16 protein-coding genes and 2 pseudogenes are annotated in these 17,611 nt (G+C 64.4%); 5 read left to right on the top strand and 13 right to left on the bottom strand.

Annotated features, from left to right (window positions below; genetic code table 11):
* From XI06_RS21695 to sdhC, 11 genes and pseudogenes are all read right to left on the bottom strand, one after another.
* A pseudogene (locus XI06_RS21695) lies at window positions 1–188 on the bottom strand (hypothetical protein); the annotation flags it as partial.
* A 215-nt stretch (window positions 189–403) separates the two neighbouring features.
* Window positions 404–625: pseudogene (locus XI06_RS21690) on the bottom strand (hypothetical protein); the annotation flags it as partial.
* Window positions 615–764 (bottom strand): hypothetical protein, encoded by a 150-nt coding sequence (locus tag XI06_RS21685; RefSeq protein ID WP_271606417.1) that lies wholly within the window; start codon window positions 762–764, stop codon window positions 615–617. The pseudogene XI06_RS21690 and the gene XI06_RS21685, both read right to left, overlap by 11 nt.
* Before the next feature lie 14 nt (window positions 765–778).
* A complete protein-coding gene (locus XI06_RS21680) occupies window positions 779–1,165 on the bottom strand; it encodes a VOC family protein (protein WP_271606416.1) in 387 nt (128 codons plus the stop codon).
* 21 nt (window positions 1,166–1,186) lie between these two features.
* Window positions 1,187–2,044 carry an FkbM family methyltransferase gene (locus XI06_RS21675; protein WP_271606415.1) on the bottom strand — a complete coding sequence of 286 codons (858 nt, stop codon included), beginning with the start codon at window positions 2,042–2,044 and terminating at the stop codon, window positions 1,187–1,189.
* A 30-nt stretch (window positions 2,045–2,074) separates the two neighbouring features.
* On the bottom strand, window positions 2,075–4,030 hold the full coding sequence (locus tag XI06_RS21670; RefSeq protein WP_271606419.1) for an ABC transporter ATP-binding protein/permease: 1,956 nt from the start codon (window positions 4,028–4,030) through the stop codon (window positions 2,075–2,077).
* A gap of 54 nt (window positions 4,031–4,084) precedes the next feature.
* Window positions 4,085–6,238: a hybrid sensor histidine kinase/response regulator gene (locus tag XI06_RS21665; RefSeq protein WP_271606414.1), complete on the bottom strand. Its 2,154-nt coding sequence runs from the start codon at window positions 6,236–6,238 to the stop codon at window positions 4,085–4,087.
* 175 nt (window positions 6,239–6,413) lie between these two features.
* The gene (locus tag XI06_RS21660) at window positions 6,414–7,196 is read right to left on the bottom strand and encodes a succinate dehydrogenase iron-sulfur subunit (RefSeq protein WP_057752396.1); all 783 of its coding nucleotides are present in this window, start codon (window positions 7,194–7,196) and stop codon (window positions 6,414–6,416) included.
* A 42-nt stretch (window positions 7,197–7,238) separates the two neighbouring features.
* The gene (gene sdhA, locus XI06_RS21655; RefSeq protein WP_237861156.1) at window positions 7,239–9,074 is read right to left on the bottom strand and encodes a succinate dehydrogenase flavoprotein subunit; all 1,836 of its coding nucleotides are present in this window, start codon (window positions 9,072–9,074) and stop codon (window positions 7,239–7,241) included.
* 3 nt (window positions 9,075–9,077) lie between these two features.
* Window positions 9,078–9,482: a succinate dehydrogenase, hydrophobic membrane anchor protein gene (sdhD, locus tag XI06_RS21650; protein ID WP_237861157.1), complete on the bottom strand. Its 405-nt coding sequence runs from the start codon at window positions 9,480–9,482 to the stop codon at window positions 9,078–9,080.
* Window positions 9,479–9,877 carry a succinate dehydrogenase, cytochrome b556 subunit gene (gene sdhC, locus XI06_RS21645; protein ID WP_128949040.1) on the bottom strand — a complete coding sequence of 133 codons (399 nt, stop codon included), beginning with the start codon at window positions 9,875–9,877 and terminating at the stop codon, window positions 9,479–9,481. Before sdhC ends, sdhD begins: the two co-directional genes overlap by 4 nt.
* Before the next feature lie 518 nt (window positions 9,878–10,395).
* Here sdhC and XI06_RS21640 point away from each other — a divergent pair.
* Window positions 10,396–11,256, top strand: a complete 861-nt coding sequence (locus XI06_RS21640; RefSeq protein WP_271606413.1) for a sulfite exporter TauE/SafE family protein — start codon at window positions 10,396–10,398, stop codon at window positions 11,254–11,256.
* A gap of 200 nt (window positions 11,257–11,456) precedes the next feature.
* Here the strand turns inward: XI06_RS21640 and XI06_RS21635 are convergent, their stop codons facing one another.
* Window positions 11,457–12,986: a malonate--CoA ligase gene (locus XI06_RS21635; RefSeq protein WP_271606412.1), complete on the bottom strand. Its 1,530-nt coding sequence runs from the start codon at window positions 12,984–12,986 to the stop codon at window positions 11,457–11,459.
* Between the two features lie 95 nt (window positions 12,987–13,081).
* On the opposite strand from XI06_RS21635, the gene XI06_RS21630 reads away from it, so the two are divergent.
* From XI06_RS21630 to XI06_RS21615, 4 genes are all read left to right on the top strand, one after another.
* On the top strand, window positions 13,082–13,843 hold the full coding sequence (locus XI06_RS21630; protein ID WP_271606411.1) for an SDR family oxidoreductase: 762 nt from the start codon (window positions 13,082–13,084) through the stop codon (window positions 13,841–13,843).
* A 262-nt stretch (window positions 13,844–14,105) separates the two neighbouring features.
* Window positions 14,106–14,660: a fasciclin domain-containing protein gene (locus XI06_RS21625; protein ID WP_271606410.1), complete on the top strand. Its 555-nt coding sequence runs from the start codon at window positions 14,106–14,108 to the stop codon at window positions 14,658–14,660.
* A 179-nt stretch (window positions 14,661–14,839) separates the two neighbouring features.
* On the top strand, window positions 14,840–15,469 hold the full coding sequence (locus XI06_RS21620; protein ID WP_237861163.1) for a cytochrome b/b6 domain-containing protein: 630 nt from the start codon (window positions 14,840–14,842) through the stop codon (window positions 15,467–15,469).
* Between the two features lie 14 nt (window positions 15,470–15,483).
* Window positions 15,484–16,266, top strand: coding sequence for a molybdopterin-binding protein (locus XI06_RS21615; RefSeq protein WP_271606409.1), 783 nt, complete (start codon window positions 15,484–15,486; stop codon window positions 16,264–16,266).
* Between the two features lie 83 nt (window positions 16,267–16,349).
* On the opposite strand, the gene XI06_RS21610 is transcribed toward XI06_RS21615, so the two are convergent.
* On the bottom strand, window positions 16,350–17,549 hold the full coding sequence (locus XI06_RS21610) for a YbfB/YjiJ family MFS transporter (RefSeq protein WP_237861165.1): 1,200 nt from the start codon (window positions 17,547–17,549) through the stop codon (window positions 16,350–16,352).
* Between the last annotated feature and the right edge of the window lie 62 nt (window positions 17,550–17,611).

Below are 17,611 nucleotides of genomic sequence, written 5' to 3'. Positions count from 1 at the left end.
CGCGCGGCGGGCGGCGGTCCCTTTGGCGCTTCCTTCGGAGGCTGCTTCGGTTTTCCGTCAGGGCCCGTCTCCGGCTGGGCCTGTGCGACCACGAGCGGCGGCGCGCTTTGCGCATGAGCTGCGGAGCCTGCAAATTGCATCGCGGTCAGGGCCGTCGTGGCGAGCAGCACGAAACGAAGGTTGGTCATGTGGTTGAACTTCCCCGGAAGGTTCTTTGACGATGTGAAGTGGGGTGATGAACAGCTACGCGTTAGGCCGGATTGTGGCGGGCGAAGACATTGCGTCGCGATTTATTTCTGCACGAAAATCATGTCACGAGAACAACGTTCATTACGCATTCAGGCGTGAGTCGCAATCGCCTCACATGTGATTGCTCACGTCTCATATGTGACACCTGCGACGAACTGGCATCGGTGGCGGGATTGGGTGAGAGCGGACCGTTCGGTCCGCGCGACGGAATCTCTTCTGGGACGCGGCCGGGCAATTCATCGGGCCGCGGTGATTCGCCGGGCTCGTGTACCGGCGGCGCGATTTCAGGCTGCGGATTGCCCGGCGGAATGCCGGGCGGTGGCTCGGTCGGCGTGCCGGGTGTCGATGGCGGTATCTCGGGCGGTTCAATCGGCATCGGCATCATCGAGATCAGTTGTCGGGAGAACGACAACGATGATGCCGCGCCGATGTTCCGAGAGCACGATCCGGAAAAATGCGTAGCGGTTTTCCCCCGCGACAAACGCGGAACGCGTTTGCGCGGAGATCGTGCTCAAATAACACCGTCGTCCTATTCCGGCGCGTGGCAGACGGCCTCGATGTTGTGCCCGTCGAGGTCCAGCACAAAGGCGCCGTAATAGTTCGCGTGATAATGCGGACGGATGCCGGGCGGCCCGTTGTCGCGGCCGCCTGCCGCCATCGCAGCCTTGTAGAACGCGTCGACCGTGGCGCGGTCTTTCGCCGATATCGCGACATGCAGCGGCTTGTTCATCGCGCCTTTGCCGTCGATCCAGAAATCCGGCTTGCCGCCGGCGCCAAAGCCCGCGGCCGCGGCGTGACCCGTCTGCGCTTCCGTCACTTCCATGATCAGGCTGTAATCGAGCGGCGCCAGCGCCTTGCTGTAGAACGTTTTCGCCGCCTCATAGTCGGAGACGGAGAGGCCAAGGTGATCGATCATCGTATCCTCCGTGGTTCGGCGTCAGCGCGACAGGAACGTATTGCTGCGCGTCTTGCGCGCGACGGTAAAGCCGCGCGCGACCATGTCAGCGATACAATCCTGCTGCCATTCGTTTTGTGACAAATGCTCGATCACGACCGCGCGCGGCCACAGCGCTTGTCGCGCGTCGCGGAAGAAGCCGATCAGCACGCGGTCCTCAAAGCCCTCGACGTCGATCTTGAGCGAATCGACTTGGGCCACACCGGCCTCGTCCAGAATACGTATGAGCCGTAGCGCCGGCACCTTGATGGCTTCCGTGCTCGCCGCGCCGGTCGCGACATGCGTGGCGCCAAGATTACCACCGCCGCTCTCGATCATCAGCTCGCCGTCGGCATCGCCCGCGGCGGCTTGCACAAGGCGAACCTGCGTCGCTTTCGATGCGGCATGGTTGAACGAGAGGCGGCCGAAGGTGAGGGGATGCGGCTCGATCGCAACAACCTTGCCTGATGGCCCGACCTGCCGCGCCATCACCAAAGCAAACGTGCCGACATTGGCGCCAACGTCGACGAACGTGCCGCCGCCAGGCGTGTGCTGACGCAGGAAGTCGAGCTCGTCGATATTATAGTCGGGGTTGAACAGCGCGCCGCGCTCGGTGGCGCTGCCCTGGTGGTAGAAGCGGAACGAAGCGCCCTGGTATTGCACGTCGATCGGTCCGCTGCGCAGCAGATTGACCAGTCGCGACATCCAGGGCCGGAACGCGCCGCGCTTCAGCCCTGACCCCTGCACGAGGCTGATGATCGCGGCCTGCGCTGCGTTCGGCGCAAACGCGCCGAATGGCGCGGTCGAAAGGGTGGTGTCGGGCGTCAAGCAGGCGGTCCTCGTTGCAGGCGGCGCATGCATAGCCGGTTTTGCTGGGGACTCCAACGGCGCTTACGCCGCCTTCTTCGCCGGTTTCCGTTGCCGCAAGAACCGCCCGAGCAGCTTGCGCTTGCCCTTGCGCGGGATCAGGTCGATATCGCTGACGAGCTTGGCGCCGCCCCTGTGGCGCTCCAGCACGATCTTGCGGCTGTGGAAGGCCTCCAGCTCGACACGATGCGCGACGCTGACAATGGTCGCCTTCGGCAGCTCGTCGGTGACCATCCGCATCATCTTGTCCTGGCTCTTCTCGTCGAGTGCCGAGGTCGCTTCATCCAGCACGACGATGTCGGGGTCGTGCAGCAGCAGCCGTGCGAAGGCGAGGCGCTGCTTCTCGCCGCCCGACAGCGTCTGGTCCCAAGGTCCTTCCTCCGCGATCTTCTCCTTGAGATGGTCGAGGCCGACCTTGTGCAGGGCCTCGCCGATCTCCTCGACCGTCCAAGCATCCTCGGCGCCGGGATAGGCGACCGCGCGGCGCAGACTGCCCGAGGGCACATAGGGCCGCTGCGGCAGCATGAACAGCCGCCTATCAGGATGGAAATTGACGCTGCCGCCGCCCCATGGCCACAGGCCTGCGATGGCGCGCACCAGCGTGCTCTTGCCGGTGCCGGATTCGCCGGCGACCAAAAGCCGCTCGCCGGGCTCGATCACCACCTCGGTCTCGCCGACCACGGCGGTGCCGTCGTCGAGCGTGACGGAGAGGTCGTGCAGCTCCAGCATCGCATCGTTGCTGGTTTCGCCGCGCTTGATGCGGCCGAGGCCGTCGCCCTGCTCGGCGCGCTCGAGGCCGTCGAGCGACATCATCAACGAGGCGATGCGGCGCGCGCAGGCGTTCCAGTCGGCGAGCCTGGGATAATTGTCGACCAGCCAGCCGAAAGCGCTCTGCACGATCGTGAAGGCCGAGGCCGCCTGCATCACCTGTCCGAGGCTCATGCTGCCGTCGAGGAATTTTGGTGCGCAGAGCAGCAGCGGCACGACCGGTGCAACGAGGCTTGAGCCCTGCGACACCAGCGTGGTCCGCATGTGTTGTCCTGCGAGCCGCGCCCATTGCCTGAGCACGCCGGTGAAATTGCGGTCGATGCCGCCGCGTTCTTCCTCCTCGCCGCCGAGCAGTGCGATGCTCTCGCCGTTCTCGCGCACGCGCGTCAGCGTGTAGCGGAAATCCGCCTCGGCCTGGTTCTTGTCCTCGGAGACCTGCACGAATTGGCGGCCGATCACCAGGATCGAGCCCGAGGCGATCGCGGCATAGAGCATCGCGGCGATCACGAGGAAGCCGGGAATGGTGATCGTGGAGCCGCCAAGCGTGACGGTGAGCGCGCCGCCGATGGTCCAGAGCACGACGATGAAGGTCGCGGCGGACAAAAGCGCCGAGGTTACGCCGGCGAGAAAGTCGACCGGCGAGTCGGTCGCGATGCGCAGATCCTCGGCGATCCGGTATTCGGGGTTCTTGTGATCGCCACCGACGAGGTTGAGCTGGTAGTAGCGCCCGTTGGCGAGCCAGCGTGTCAGCACGCTGCTGGTGAGCCAGGCGCGCCAGCGCCGCTGGATGCCCATCCGCGCAAACACCTGGGCGACCCCGAGCACGATGCTGCCGATCGCGAGCGGGAAGAACATCGCGGTGAGGTGGAAGACGGTGGTCGCGTCGCGCTTCTCGATGGCGTCGAAGATCGCTCTGTTCCAGACATTGATGCCGTATTGGAAGCCGACCGTGAGGATGATCAGCACGACGAGGCCGATCGAAAACGGCCAGGCGAGGCGGTCGCCATTGCGGCTCCAGAAGCCGCGCGCGCTGATCCAGAAGCGGGTGAGGAGATAATCCTTGCGCGCCTGCTCAACCTCTTCGGGCGAAAGTTCGGGATCGGGCTCGAGCACTTCGGGCGGCGGCGGCGCGATCTCATCGCCGTTCTCGCCCTTGATGTCGACGATGGGCGGCTTCTTGGCCCCTTCACGCTTTCCGGCTGGTTTCTCCATGGCCGGGGTAACGCGAGTCAAATCAGCCGGTTCCCTCGGGTTCCGCGGCGCCGTCTACTCGGCGGCGCCGTCGCGCACCCGTTTCAGCCGCGCCGCGCGGTGCAGCACCCGCGACAGCTCCTCGATCGAATAGGGCTTTTGCACCAGCTCGAAGCCGGCGACGCCGTCCTGGGACAAAGCGTGGCTATAGCCCGTGGTCAGCACGATGGGGACGCTGATGCAGCGATCGCACATCGCCTGCGCCAGATCGAGCCCGGTCATCCCCGGCATCACGACATCGGAGAACACGACGTCGAAGCGATCCGCATCGCCGACCAGTTCAGTGAGCGCGTCGGTGGCGTTGTCGACCAGCGTGATGCTGTAGCCGAGCTCGGTCAGCCCGTCGGCGGCGAAATTGCCGAGTTCGATATTGTCTTCGACGACCAGCACCGACATGCCGCTGCCGGCGACGGCCGGGGCCGTGGTCGGCGCCTGGCTCCGGGGCAACAGATCGGCCGGCACGCGCGGCAGATAGAGCGAGAAGGTGCTGCCCTGGCCGACTTCGCTGAAGACGGTCACTTCGCCGCCGGATTGCCGGGCAAAGCCGAACACCTGCGACAGGCCGAGGCCCGTGCCCTGGCCGACCTGCTTGGTGGTGAAGAATGGCTCGAAGATGCGGCCCAATTGGGCCGCGGGGATGCCAATGCCGCTATCGCTGACGGTGACGCAGATGAATCCGGGATTTTTCAAGGTCTGGCTGCCGGAGAGATGCGCGAGCGTATCAGGCACGGATGTCGCCGCGTGGACCGTGAAGACGATCCGGCCCTTGCCCTGCATGGCGTCGCGCGCGTTGGTCGCCATGTTGATGATGGCCGTCTCGAACTGGCCGGCATCGGCGCTGACAAGGCAGGGCTCGGTCGGCAGCTGCGTGACGATCTCGATCGCAGGTCCAAGCAGCGTGGCGAGCATGTCGCGCAGCGAGCGCATCCGGTCGCCGACATCGAACACTTCGGGCTTCAAGGTCTGGCGCCGCGCAAAGGCCAGCAATTGCGAGGTCAGCTTGGCCGCGCGCGCGACGGCCTCCCCGATCGCCGTGATGTAGCGCTGCCGCCGTTCCTCGCTCAGTTGCGGGCGGTTCAACAGATCGACCGAGGCGCGGATCACGGTCAGCAGGTTGTTGAAATCATGCGCGACGCCGCCGGTGAGCTGGCCCAGCGCCTCCAGCCGCTGGCTGTGCTTGAGTGCCTCCTCGGCCTCGTGCCGCTTGGCCGCTTCGAATTGGAGATGCTGCGTGCGGCGGAAGGCGAAGGCCAGCAGGATGAACAGCAGCGCGGTGGCGGGCACGCCGAACACCAGATGCTGGCTGATGGTCGCGAGCCAGCGCGCGCGGATCGCCGAGGTCTCGAGGCCGGCGCTGACATAGATCGGATATTCGGCGACCCGCCGGTAGCCGATGCGGCGCTCGATTCCGTCCGTCGGCCAGGCGATGGTCATCAGCCCATGATCGGGATGGGTTGCGATGCTGTGGCCGACCGGGCCGTTCGGATCGAGCCGGAAATCGCCGTCGAGCCGCGGCAGGTGCGCCAGCAGCACGCCGTCGGCGCGGCCCATCGCAAAGAAGGAGCCCGGATCGGTGCCGATCCTGGCGTAAAAGCTCTCGAAATATTCGGGCAGCACCGATGCCTGGATCACGCCGACGAAGCTGCCGTCGTCGGACGAGCGGCGGCGGCTGACGCCGAAGAAGCGCGCGCCCTGGTAGGGCAGGCGCGGCGTCAAGGTGGCGCCGATATAGGTGCCGATGCTCTGGTCGACATGGGCATAGAAATAGTCGCGGTCGGCAAAGCTCTGATCCGGTGGTGGCGAGGCCAGGCTGTTGACCAGCGCCTTTCCGTTGGCATCGAAGATCCAGGCTGATTTGAGCTGCGGCAGCGAGTCGGTGAGCTGCTTCAGGCGCTTGTGCAGCGCGCCTTCCCGCGACCGGATCGCGTCGTCCGGCAGGTCGCGCACGACCTCGTTCAGCTCGGCCAGGCTCCGGTCGATGGTCTCGAATACCTTGAGCGCGTGCTCATGTGCGACATCGAGCGTCCGCTCGATCTCGCGATCGGCGATATCAAGTGTCGAATTGTAGGAAATCGCGGAAGCGATGGCGAACAGCGCAATGGGCAGCGCCAGGGATGCCGCCATCATCCACTGCAGCAGTCTCAGCGAGTTGCGTTGTGCGCCCTGCACGGTCGCTCCGGTCCCCCGACCAGAGAGCTTACTTGAATCTCACGGGCGGAAGGAAGCGGCTTCTGGCGGAACCGGAGGTTGTAGTTCATTGATTCGCCCGTCCCGCGGGATGGGTCAATTTTGCGCAAAATCGTACCCCGGCTGCTCGGGCCGGGGTCGTCGCATCAAAAAGGCGCTAGATCTGGCGCTCGACCATCTTGAGCTTGAGCTCGGCGATGGCCTCGGCCGGGTTCAGGCCCTTCGGGCAGGCCTTGGCGCAGTTCATGATGGTGTGGCAGCGGTACAGGCGGAACGGGTCCTCGAGATTGTCGAGCCGCTCGCCGGTGGCCTCGTCGCGCGAATCGGACACCCAGCGGTTGGCCTGGAGCAGGGCGGCGGGGCCGAGATAGCGGTCGCTGTTCCACCAATAGCTCGGGCAGGAGGTCGAGCAGCAGGCGCAAAGGATGCACTCGTAGAGGCCGTCGAGCTTCTCGCGGTCCTCGTGGCTCTGGCGCCATTCCTTCTGCGGCGTCGGCGAGGTCGTCTTCAGCCACGGCTCGACGGAAGCGTATTGCGCGTAGAAATTGGTCAGGTCCGGGACCAGGTCCTTCACCACGGGCTGGTGCGGCAGCGGATTGATCTTCACCGCGCCGTCCTTCACGTCGTGCATGGAGCGGGTGCAGGCCAGCGTGTTCTGGCCGTCGATGTTCATGGCGCAGGAGCCGCAGACGCCCTCGCGGCAGGAGCGGCGGAAGGTCAGCGACGGGTCGATGTGGTTCTTGATCCAGATCAGGCCGTCCAGCACCATCGGACCGCAATCATTGACGTCGACATAATAGGTGTCGACGCTCGGATTCTTGCCGTCGTCGGGATTCCAGCGATAGACGCGAAACTCGCGCGTTTCGGTCGCGCCGGCGGGCTTCGGCCAGGTCTTGCCGCCAGTGATCTTGGAGTTCTTCGGAAGTGCGAATTCAACCATTTCGATAACGCTTTCGCTGTTCGCTCAGTACACGCGCGCCGTTTAGTAAACGCGAGCTTTGGGCGGGATGTACTGCACGTCGTTGGTCATGGTGTAGTCGTGAACCGGGCGGTACTCGATCTTGACCTTGCCCTTGTTGTCGAGCCAGGCCAGCGTGTGCTTCATCCAGTTCTGGTCGTCGCGCGCGGAGAAGTCCTCGCGGGCATGCGCGCCGCGGCTCTCGGTGCGGTTCGCGGCCGAGTTCATCGTCACCACCGCCTGCGAGATCAGATTGTCGAATTCCAGGGTCTCGACGAGATCCGAATTCCACACCAGCGAGCGGTCGGACACGGCGATGTCGGTGATGCCGCTGTGGACCTTCTCGATCAGGTTCTGGCCTTCGCTCAGCACTTCGCCGGTGCGGAACACGGCGCAGTTGTTCTGCATCACGTGCTGCATACCTTCGCGCAGCTTTGCGGTCGGCGTGCCGCCGGAGGCGTAGCGATAATGGTCGAGGCGGCCGAGCGCGAGATCGGCCGAGTTCGCCGGCAGCTCGGGCTGCTTGGCGTTCGGCGTCAGCTTTTCGGCCAGACGCAGCGCCGCGGCGCGGCCGAACACGACGAGGTCGATCAGCGAGTTCGAGCCGAGGCGGTTGGCGCCGTGCACGGAGACGCAGGCTGCTTCGCCGATCGCCATCAGGCCGGGGATGACGGCGTTGTCGTCGCCATCCCGCTTGGTCAGTACTTCGCCATGATAGTTCGTGGGGATGCCGCCCATGTTGTAGTGCACGGTCGGCACGATCGGGATCGGCTCGCGCGTCACGTCGACATTGGCGAAGATCTTTGCGGATTCGGAGATGCCCGGCAGGCGCTCGGCGAGCACGGCGGGATCGAGATGGTCGAGATGAAGGAAGATGTGGTCCTTCTTCTTGCCGACGCCGCGCCCTTCGCGGATCTCGATGGTCATCGCGCGCGAGACGACGTCGCGCGAAGCGAGATCCTTTGCCGACGGCGCGTAGCGCTCCATGAAGCGCTCGCCTTCGGAGTTGACGAGATAGCCGCCTTCGCCGCGGGCGCCCTCGGTGACGAGACAGCCCGAGCCGTAGATGCCGGTCGGGTGGAACTGCACGAACTCCATGTCCTGCATCGGCAGGCCGGCGCGCAGCACCATGCCGCCGCCGTCACCGGTGCAGGTGTGCGCCGAGGTGCAGGAGGCATAGGCGCGGCCGTAGCCACCGGTGGCGAGGATCACGGTCTGGGCGCGGAAGCGATGCAGTGTGCCGTCGTCGAGCTTGAGCGCGATGACGCCGCGGCAGGTGCCCTGGTCGTCCATGATCAAATCGATGGCGAAGAACTCGATGAAGAACTCGGCCGCATGGCGCAGCGACTGGCCATACATCGTGTGCAGCATGGCGTGGCCGGTACGGTCGGCGGCGGCGCAGGTGCGCTGCGCCTGGCCCTTGCCGTAGTCCATGGTCATGCCGCCGAACGGGCGCTGGTAGATCTTGCCGTCTTCCGTGCGCGAGAACGGAACGCCCCAATGCTCGAGCTCGTAGACCGCGTCTGGCGCGTTGCGCACCATGTATTCGATCGCGTCCTGGTCGCCGAGCCAGTCCGACCCCTTCACGGTGTCGTACATGTGCCAGCGCCAGTCGTCCTTGTGCATGTTGCCGAGCGAAGCCGAGATGCCGCCCTGCGCCGCAACCGTGTGCGAGCGGGTCGGGAACACCTTGGTGATACAGGCCGTCTTCAGGCCGGCCTCGCTGCAGCCGACCACGGCGCGCAGGCCCGCGCCGCCGGCGCCGACCACGACGACGTCATAGGTGTGGTCTTCGATCGGATAGGCTTTGCCGTTGGTGCCGGGAGCGCCGTTGCCCTTGCCATTCGTCTCTGTGGCCATGGGTTACACTCCGGATGACAGTTTGAGGATCGCGTAGGTCGAGGCGAGCGCCACGGCGATCGAGAAGAAATTGTTGAGCATGATCGAGACGAGCTTCAGCTTCTCGTTATGAACGTAGTCCTCGATCACGACCTGCATGCCGATCTTCATGTGCCAGGCGCTGGCGAAGATGAAGAGCAGCAGGATCACGGCGATCGGCAGCGAGCCGAGGATCTGCGCGGCGCCGGCCTGGTTGCGGCCGAGCAGCATCATGATGATCACGATGACAGGGATCATCAGCAGCGTCATGGCGACGGCGGTGATGCGCTGGCGCCAGAAATCGGACGTGCCGGAATGCGCGGCACCGAGATTGCGGACGCGTCCGAGCGGGGTGCGCATGCTGCGCTTCGGCGTATCTGACACGCTCATCGTCCACCTCCGATCGCGTAGGCGATGATCCAGATCAGCACCGTCAGCGCGATGCCGCCGATCGCGGCGCCCCAGGTCAGCGCTTCGCGCTCATTGGCCTTGAAGCCGTAGCCGAGATCCCACACGAAGTGCCGGATGCCGCTGAGCATATGGTGCATCAGCGCCCAGGTGTAGCCGAACACGATCAGCCGGCCGATGATGCTGCCGGTGAAGGCCTGCACATTGGCGTAGGCGGCAGGGCCCGAGGCCGCCGCAACCAGCCACCAGACCAGCAGCAGCGTTCCGACATAGAGAGCGATACCAGTGGCGCGATGAACGATGGACAGCGCCATCGTCAACGTCCAGCGGTAGATTTGCATGTGTGGTGAAAGCGGTCGTTCGATCCGTGCGGTCATGGGCTTTTGATGTTTATGGCGGCCCAGCGGGGCGCGCGCGGGGATCGCGAAAGGTCGGCTCTATTTACGGAGTCGATTTCGCCTGCGCAATCACCAAATCGCCATAAATCGAACCGGCATTCAGCTCTACGACGTTGATGCAACAAGCCAATCAGTGGCTTGGTATACCAGAACGATGGTGCACCGACGAAGAAAAGAACATTAATTCATCTTTTGCGGTGACGGTCGAGGCGCATTGAAATTGCTATTGGAACGGCTCTAAGCCGCTGACTGGCGGTCATGGTTCGAACCAGTCAGTTCATGGCGCGTAGAGCGCGTGGACAAGCTCGCGTGCCACCGCCTATTTCCGCGAGACGCATCGATTTTCCACGAGGCGGCGGATATGCGCCGTCTGCAATCCACCCAAGACGGCCGGCGCAGCGTGTCGACCGCACAAACCGGATCGCCTACAGCTTCGCGCGCAGCTCGCCTCGTCGTGGGGATCGAACAAGTTGCGACAAGCTGCGGGGCAGGTCCTGATGATCGCAGGTCTTGATATCAAGGAGCTCGTCGAGCTCGCGCTGCTGCTGATTGCAGTCGGCGCGCTCTCCGGCTTTCTCGCCGGCGTGTTCGGCATCGGCGGCGGCGCGATTCTCGTGCCGGTGTTCTACGAATGCTTCCGCATCGCCGGCGTGCCGCTCGACGTGCGCATGCCGCTCTGCGTCGGCACCTCGCTCGCGGTGATCATCCCGACATCGATCCGCTCGTTCCAGGCGCATTACAAACGCGGCGCGGTCGACATGTCGATCCTGCGCGTGTGGTGGCTGCCGATCGTCATCGGCGTCGTCGCGGGAAGCGTCGTCGCGCGCTACGCGCCGGAGCGCTTGTTCAAGATCGTGTTCGTCGCCGTCGCCTATTCCGCTTCAGCGCGCCTTATCTTCGGACGCGAGACCTGGAAGCTCGGCGATGATTTGCCGAAGGGACCGTTGATGCGCGTCTACGGTTTCTGCGTCGGAATCCTGTCGACCCTGATGGGTATCGGCGGCGGCCTGTTCTCGAATCTCTTGATGACGTTCTACGGCCGCCCGATCCATCAGGCGGTCGCGACCTCGTCGGCGCTCGCCGTGCTGATCTCGATCCCCGGCGCGCTCGGCTACGTCTATGCGGGATGGCCGGCCGCTGCGACGTATCCCAGCGTTGCTGCCCTGCAGATCCCCTTTGCGCTCGGCTACGTCTCGCTGATCGGCGCCGTGCTGGTGATGCCGATGAGCCTCGTGACGGCGCCGCTCGGCGTGCGCGCCGCGCATGCGATGTCGAAGCGCACGCTGGAAGTCGCGTTCGGGTGCTATCTGTTTATCGTCGGCAGCAGGTTTGTGATGAGTCTGGTGGGTGGCCAATAGCCGTTCGGCCGAAGCGCTTACCACACCCTCGGTGTCATTCCCCGCGAAGGCGGGGAATCCAGTATTCCAGAGACAGTAGTAATTGAGTCGAGGGGCCGCTGCGTACTGGATGCCCCGCCTTCGCGGGGCATGACAGTGCGTTGGGTGGTGGCGAGCTCTCCTTATCGGAACAACATCGCAGTGGTCCGGAGAGCGCCTCCTCACTTCTTCGCGTAAATATCCTTGTAGTTATCCCGCAGCACGTTCTTCTGCACCTTGCCCATCGTATTCCGCGGCAGCTCGTCGACGACGAACACCCGCTTGGGCATCTTGAATTTGGCTAGCCGTCCGTCGAGCGCCTTCAGCACGGTGGCTTCGGTCACATCGGCGCCCTTGTTGCAAACCAGCACCGCCGTCACGCCCTCGCCGAAATCGGCATGCGGCACGCCGATCACGGCGGATTCGATCACGCCGGGCATGGCGTCGATCTCGGTCTCGATTTCCTTGGGGTAGACGTTGAAGCCGCCTGATATGACGAGATCCTTGCCCCGTCCGAGAATGTGGACGTAGCCCTTGTCGTCGATCTTGCCGAGGTCGCCGGTGATGAAGAAGCCGTCGGGGCGGAACTCCGACTTGGTTTTCTCCGGCATACGCCAGTAGCCTTTGAAAACGTTCGGGCCCTTGACCTCGATCATGCCGATTTCCTCACGCGGCAACTCCTTGCCGGTCTCGGGCTCGGTCACGCGCACGGAGACACCGGGCAGCGGGAAGCCGACCGCGCCGGGGATGCGCTCGCCGTCATAGGGATTCGACGTGTTCATGTTGGTTTCGGTCATGCCGTAACGCTCGAGCACGGCATGGCCGGTGCGCGCCGACCATTCGCGGTGGGTCTCGGCCAGAAGCGGCGCCGAGCCCGAGATGAACAGGCGCATGTGCTTGGTCGTCTCCTTCGAGAGGGAAGGATTCTGCAGCAAGCGCGTGTAAAAGGTCGGCACGCCCATCAGAACAGTTGAGCGGGCCATCAGCTTGATGATGAGATCAGGATCGAGCTTGGGCAGGAAGATCATCGACGCCCGCGCAAACAGCGTCACGTTGGTCGCCACGAACAGGCCATGGGTGTGATAGATCGGCAGCGCGTGGATCAGCACGTCCTTGTCGGTGAAGCGCCAATAGTCGACGAGCGAGAGCGAGTTCGACGCGAGATTGTCGTGGCTGAGCATCGCGCCCTTGGAGCGGCCTGTCGTGCCCGACGTGTAGAGGATCGCGGCGAGGTCGTCGTTGGCCCGCGAGATCGTCGCGAATTCGTCGCTGGCCTTGGCGGCCGCGTCCGTCAGCGAGCCCTTGCCGTCAGCTCCGAGCGTCTCGACCTTGGCCTTCACCTTGGCGGCAATCGGGGCGAGCCCTTCGGCCTTGGAGGGATCGCAGACCACCAGCGACGGCTCGGCATCGCCGATGAAGTAGTCGAGCTCGTTGAGCGTGTAGGCGGTGTTCAGCGGCAGATAGACCGCGCCGGCTCTGACAGTGCCGAGATACAGCACGATATTGGCGACCGACTTATCGACCTGCACCGCGACACGGTCGCCGGGCTTCACACCGCGCGCCACCAGCACATTCGCCATTTGGCCGGCCCGCGCGATCAGGTCGCCATAGCTGATCCGGGCGCCGTCCTGTGTCTCGATCGCGAGGCGCTTGGGATCGTCGAGGCCGTCAAACAGGCGGGAAAACAGGTTGGCGTTGGCTGCGTGGTTCATGCAAGATTTCCTCGACCGCAAGACTGACAAGGCCGGTCAAAACCGAGGGCTGGATTAGCAAAAACCGCCCCGAAGAAGCAACGGAGACAGTTTGCATGACCAAAAATGGGAAACGCGTGGCCTGGGTCACCGGCGGCGGCAGCGGGATCGGGGAGGCCGGCGCCGAGGCGTTGGCTGCCGACGGCTGGACGGTGGTGGTTTCGGGCAGGCGCAAAGACGCCCTGGATACCGTGGTTGCGAAGATCACCAAGGCGGGCGGGGTGGCTGAAGCCATCGCGCTGGACGTGTCTAACGCCGCCGAGGCCCAGAAGGCGGCCGATCAGATCGTCGCGAAGCACGGCCGCATCGACCTGCTCGTGAACAATGCCGGCATCAATGTCCCCAAGCGCAGCTGGAAAGACATGGAACTGGACGGCTGGGACAAGCTGGTCCAGGTCAATCTCAATGGCGTGCTCTATTGCATGCGCGCGGTGCTGCCGACGATGCGCAAGCAGCAGGACGGCTCGATCATCAACGTCTCGTCCTGGGCCGGCCGTCACGTCTCGAAGATGCCGGGCCCGGCCTACACCACGACCAAGCATGCGGTGCTGGCGCTGACCCATTCCTTCAACATGGACGAATGCGTCAACGGCCTGCGCGCCTGCTGCCTGATGCCGGGCGAGGTCGCGACCCCAATCCTGAAGCTGCGTCCGGTGGTGCCGAGCGAGGAAGAGCAGGCCAAGATGCTGCAGTCCGAAGATCTCGGCCGCACCATCGCGTTCATCGCCTCGATGCCGCCGCGCGTCTGCATCAACGAGCTCCTGATCAGCCCGACGCATAATCGCGGGTTCATTCAGACGCCGGGCAGCAGGGATTGAGTTGCTCCGCTCGCGCCACATCCTCCGCTGTCGTCCCGGCCTTCGCCGGGACGACAGCGGAGGATGTCGCCACCCCACACGAACTCCCCGCCCCATAGTTTCACGCATCACAATAAATTATTCCTCGAAACCCCCACGCGAACCCTCCCGTAATTCGGCCAACGACGCGCTGCTGCTTCACGTCAAACTGTCGCAGACGCCGTTGTTGCCCCAACGCAAAGGCCGGCCATCGCCGGTCATCATCGAAATCGGGAGTTTCTCCATGTCGAAGCGCATTGCCTATCTCACCGCTGCTGCCTTCAGCGCCCTGGCCATCACCGCGACCGTCATCGCACCCGCCCGCGCCGAGGAAAAGACCGTCATGGTCGGCGGCGCCGCGATGTTCCCCTCGAAGAACATCGTCCAGAACGCCGTCAATTCGAAGGATCACACCACGCTGGTGGCGGCAGTGAAGGCGGCTGGCCTGGTGCCGACCCTGGAAGGCAAGGGCCCGTTCACGGTCTTCGCGCCGACCAATGCCGCCTTCGGCAAGCTGCCCGCCGGCACCGTCGACAATCTGGTCAAGCCCGAGAACAAGGCGACCCTGACCAAGATCCTCACCTACCATGTCGTGCCCGGCAAGCTCGAGGCCTCCGATCTCACCGACGGCAAGAAGTTGAAGACGGCCGAGGGCGAGGAACTCACCGTCAAGAAGCAGGACGGCAAGGTCTGGATCGTCGACGCCAAGGGCGGCACCTCGATGGTGACGATCTCCAACGTCAACCAGTCGAACGGCGTGATCCATGTGGTCGACACCGTGCTGATGCCGGCGACGTAACACCTGATACCCCCGTTTCATCCCCGGAGGATGCGGCGAAACAGCGAGCCGGGGAGACCCGGCTCGCTTTATTGTGACCACCATAGCCGGCAGGCATCGATTCGATGGCCGCCTGGTGTAACGAAAGCGGCCGGACCGGCGTATAATCGCTGACACACGACGTTCAGGACGGAACCACCATGTCGAGCCTTTCAGTGACCGACGAGGAGATCAGCGCCAAGCCCGCCAAGGCGATCCAGCCGGCCTGGGTCCGGGTCATGCACTGGACCAACGCGTTCGCCATGATCCTGATGATCATGTCGGGCTGGCAGATCTACAACGCCTCGCCGCTGTTCGACTTCCGTTTCTCCCACGACATCACGCTGGGCGGCTGGCTCGGCGGCGCGCTGCTCTGGCACTTTGCGGCGATGTGGCTGCTGATGGTGAACGGTCTCGCCTATCTCATCACCGGCTTCGCGTCCGGCCGCTTCCGCAAAAAATTGCTGCCGATCACGCCGTCAGGCGTGCTCCACGACGTCAGGGCGGCGCTGACGTTCAAGCTCGCCCATGACGATCTCACCGTCTACAATTACGTGCAGCGCGTGCTCTATGCCGGCATCATCGTCGTCGGCGTGCTGATCGTGCTCTCGGGCCTGTCGATGTGGAAGCCGGTGCAGCTGTACTACCTGGTCAAGCTGTTCGGCGATTATCCGACCGCGCGCTACGTCCATTTCTTCTGCATGGCGGCGATCTGCGCCTTCCTCGTCATTCACGTGCTGCTTGCGCTCTTGGTGCCGAAGAGCCTGCGCGCGATGATCATCGGTCGCTGATTAGGAGAACCACCATGGCCAAGCGTTCATTCCTGATCCCCGGCGTCGACAAGCGGCTGCTGATCAAGGACTCCCTCAAGGTGATGCCCGATCTCACCCGCCGCCGCTTCATCGCGGGTGGCGCCAGCATCGGTGCGCTGACGCTGCTCACCGGCTGCGACGTGGTCGATTCCTCATCCGCCGATGCGCTGCTCGCGAAGGTCTCGAAGTTCAACGACGCCGTGCAGGATTTCATCTTCAATCCTGATGCGCTGGCGCCGACCTTCCCCGAGAGCGCGATTACAAAGCCGTTCCCGTTCAACGCCTATTACGATCTCGACGACGCGCCCGATGTCTCGGCGGCGGATTGGAAGCTCGAGGTGCGCGGCCTCGTTGATAACAAGAAGTCGTGGACATTGGATGAGCTCTACAAGCTGCCGCAGTTCACGCAAATCACCCGTCACATTTGCGTCGAAGGCTGGAGCGCGATCGGCAGCTGGACCGGCACGCCCTTGCGCGTTTTCCTGAAACTTGTCGGTGCCGACACGCGCGCCAAATATGTCTGGTTCCAGTGCGCCGACAAGGATGGCTACAACTCGCCCCTGGACATGCGCACCGCGCTGCATCCGCAGACGCAGATGACGTTCAAATATGCCAACGAGATTTTGCCGCGCGCCTACGGTTTCCCGATGAAGATCCGCGTGCCGACAAAGCTCGGCTTCAAGAACCCGAAATACGTGGTCTCGATGGAAGTCACCAACGACTACAAGGGCGGGTACTGGGAAGACCAGGGGTACAATTCGTTTAGCGGGAGCTGAGGCTTGCTCCGCTGCTGTAGGGTGGGCAAAGGCGCAGCGCCGTGCTCGCGAAAAATGCGTGGGCACGCTTCGCTTTGCCCACCCTACGGCACCGGTGCCTTGGCCGGCCTCACCTTCCGCTGCAGCAATGCCAGCACCGCGCCCAACGCCAGCAGCGCCGCCGACACATTGAGCGCGTAACTCAAGCTCCCCAGCGCATCGGTGATGGCGCCGACCACGATGGGCCCGAGCGTCTGGCCGACGCCGAACGAGATCGTCATCGCCGCGATTGCGGTCGGCCACATCTCCGGCGGATAGTTGAAGCGCACGAAGGCGGTGGTCGAGCCGACGACAGCGAAGAAGGCGACGCCGAACACCACGGCCGAGATTCCAAGCCAGGCGGGCGAATGCCCGAGGATCGGCAAGGCAGCCCCGAGCGCGTTGGTTCCGAGGATGATGGCGGTGGCGAGACCGCCGCGATCGAGCGCGAGCACGCGGCGCCAAGCCCATGGCGTGACGAAGGCACTCATGCCGATCAGGCCCCAGAATGCCGCCTGCGCCGCGGCCCCGCCGCCGCCGTCGCGGACATAGGCGATCATGAAGGTCATGTAGGCGATGTAGCCGGCGCCGAACAGGAAGTAGGCGGCGAGATAGATGAGCACGGGAAGCACAGCGAAGGCGCCGTGGCTGCCTTCCGAAAAGCGCGCGCCGCTCTCGATCCGGACCATGAACAGCGGCACGGTCATCGCGATCGAGAGCAGCGTCATCGCCCACCATACGATCCACCATGAGCCCGGACCGAAATGCTGCAGCGTGAATGGCGCGATCAGCCCGGAGGCGAGAATGCCGATGCCGGGCCCGGCATAAAACAAGCTCAGCAGGAAATTGGCCCGCTCCGGGCGCGACTGCGCGATGGTCGCCGCCAGCGCGCCACCGGCGACGAAGCCGGCCGCAGCCCCCAGGCCCAGCACGAGGCGGGCGAGGCTCAGCGCGATGAAATTCCCCGTCAGCGCACAAGTCGCGAGCGCGGCGACGCAGGCTACGGTTCCACCGCGGATTGCGGCTGACCAGCCGACACGCTGGATCAGCCGCGACGCCAAGAGCGCGCCGATGAGGTAGCCGACGGCGTTGATGGTGTTCATGAACCCGGCCGCCGAGTAGGACCAGCCGAGGTCCTCGCGCATGTCGGGCAGCACCAGCGCATAGGCAAAGCGGCCGATGCCGAGCCCGACGGTTGCGGCTAGCGACAGGGTCAGGATCAGCCGCGCGGGATGTGCGACGGGTGGGCGGTCAGGTGCGAGCAAGGGGTACTCCGGCGATCCGCAGTGTGGCAGGCCCTGCCCGGCTTGCACAGCCGCGACGCGGC

The sequence above is a fragment of the Bradyrhizobium sp. CCBAU 11434 genome, assembly GCF_028128895.1.
GTDB classification, from domain to species: domain Bacteria; phylum Pseudomonadota; class Alphaproteobacteria; order Rhizobiales; family Xanthobacteraceae; genus Bradyrhizobium; species Bradyrhizobium zhengyangense.
Note: the sequence above shows the minus strand (reverse complement) of the source record. Positions and strands in the feature narration are given on the sequence as shown.

Coding starts and splice junctions, on each gene's coding strand:
- XI06_RS21680 (WP_271606416.1), bottom strand. CDS start 1,165: ATGATCGATCACCTTGGCCTCTCCGTCTCCGACTATGAGGCGGCGAAA.
- XI06_RS21675 (WP_271606415.1), bottom strand. CDS start 2,044: ATGCATGCGCCGCCTGCAACGAGGACCGCCTGCTTGACGCCCGACACC.
- XI06_RS21670 (WP_271606419.1), bottom strand. CDS start 4,030: ATGGAGAAACCAGCCGGAAAGCGTGAAGGGGCCAAGAAGCCGCCCATC.
- XI06_RS21660 (WP_057752396.1), bottom strand. CDS start 7,196: ATGGTTGAATTCGCACTTCCGAAGAACTCCAAGATCACTGGCGGCAAG.
- sdhA (WP_237861156.1), bottom strand. CDS start 9,074: ATGGCCACAGAGACGAATGGCAAGGGCAACGGCGCTCCCGGCACCAAC.
- sdhD (WP_237861157.1), bottom strand. CDS start 9,482: ATGAGCGTGTCAGATACGCCGAAGCGCAGCATGCGCACCCCGCTCGGA.
- sdhC (WP_128949040.1), bottom strand. CDS start 9,877: ATGACCGCACGGATCGAACGACCGCTTTCACCACACATGCAAATCTAC.
- XI06_RS21640 (WP_271606413.1), top strand. CDS start 10,396: ATGATCGCAGGTCTTGATATCAAGGAGCTCGTCGAGCTCGCGCTGCTG.
- XI06_RS21635 (WP_271606412.1), bottom strand. CDS start 12,986: ATGAACCACGCAGCCAACGCCAACCTGTTTTCCCGCCTGTTTGACGGC.
- XI06_RS21630 (WP_271606411.1), top strand. CDS start 13,082: ATGACCAAAAATGGGAAACGCGTGGCCTGGGTCACCGGCGGCGGCAGC.
- XI06_RS21625 (WP_271606410.1), top strand. CDS start 14,106: ATGTCGAAGCGCATTGCCTATCTCACCGCTGCTGCCTTCAGCGCCCTG.
- XI06_RS21620 (WP_237861163.1), top strand. CDS start 14,840: ATGTCGAGCCTTTCAGTGACCGACGAGGAGATCAGCGCCAAGCCCGCC.
- XI06_RS21615 (WP_271606409.1), top strand. CDS start 15,484: ATGGCCAAGCGTTCATTCCTGATCCCCGGCGTCGACAAGCGGCTGCTG.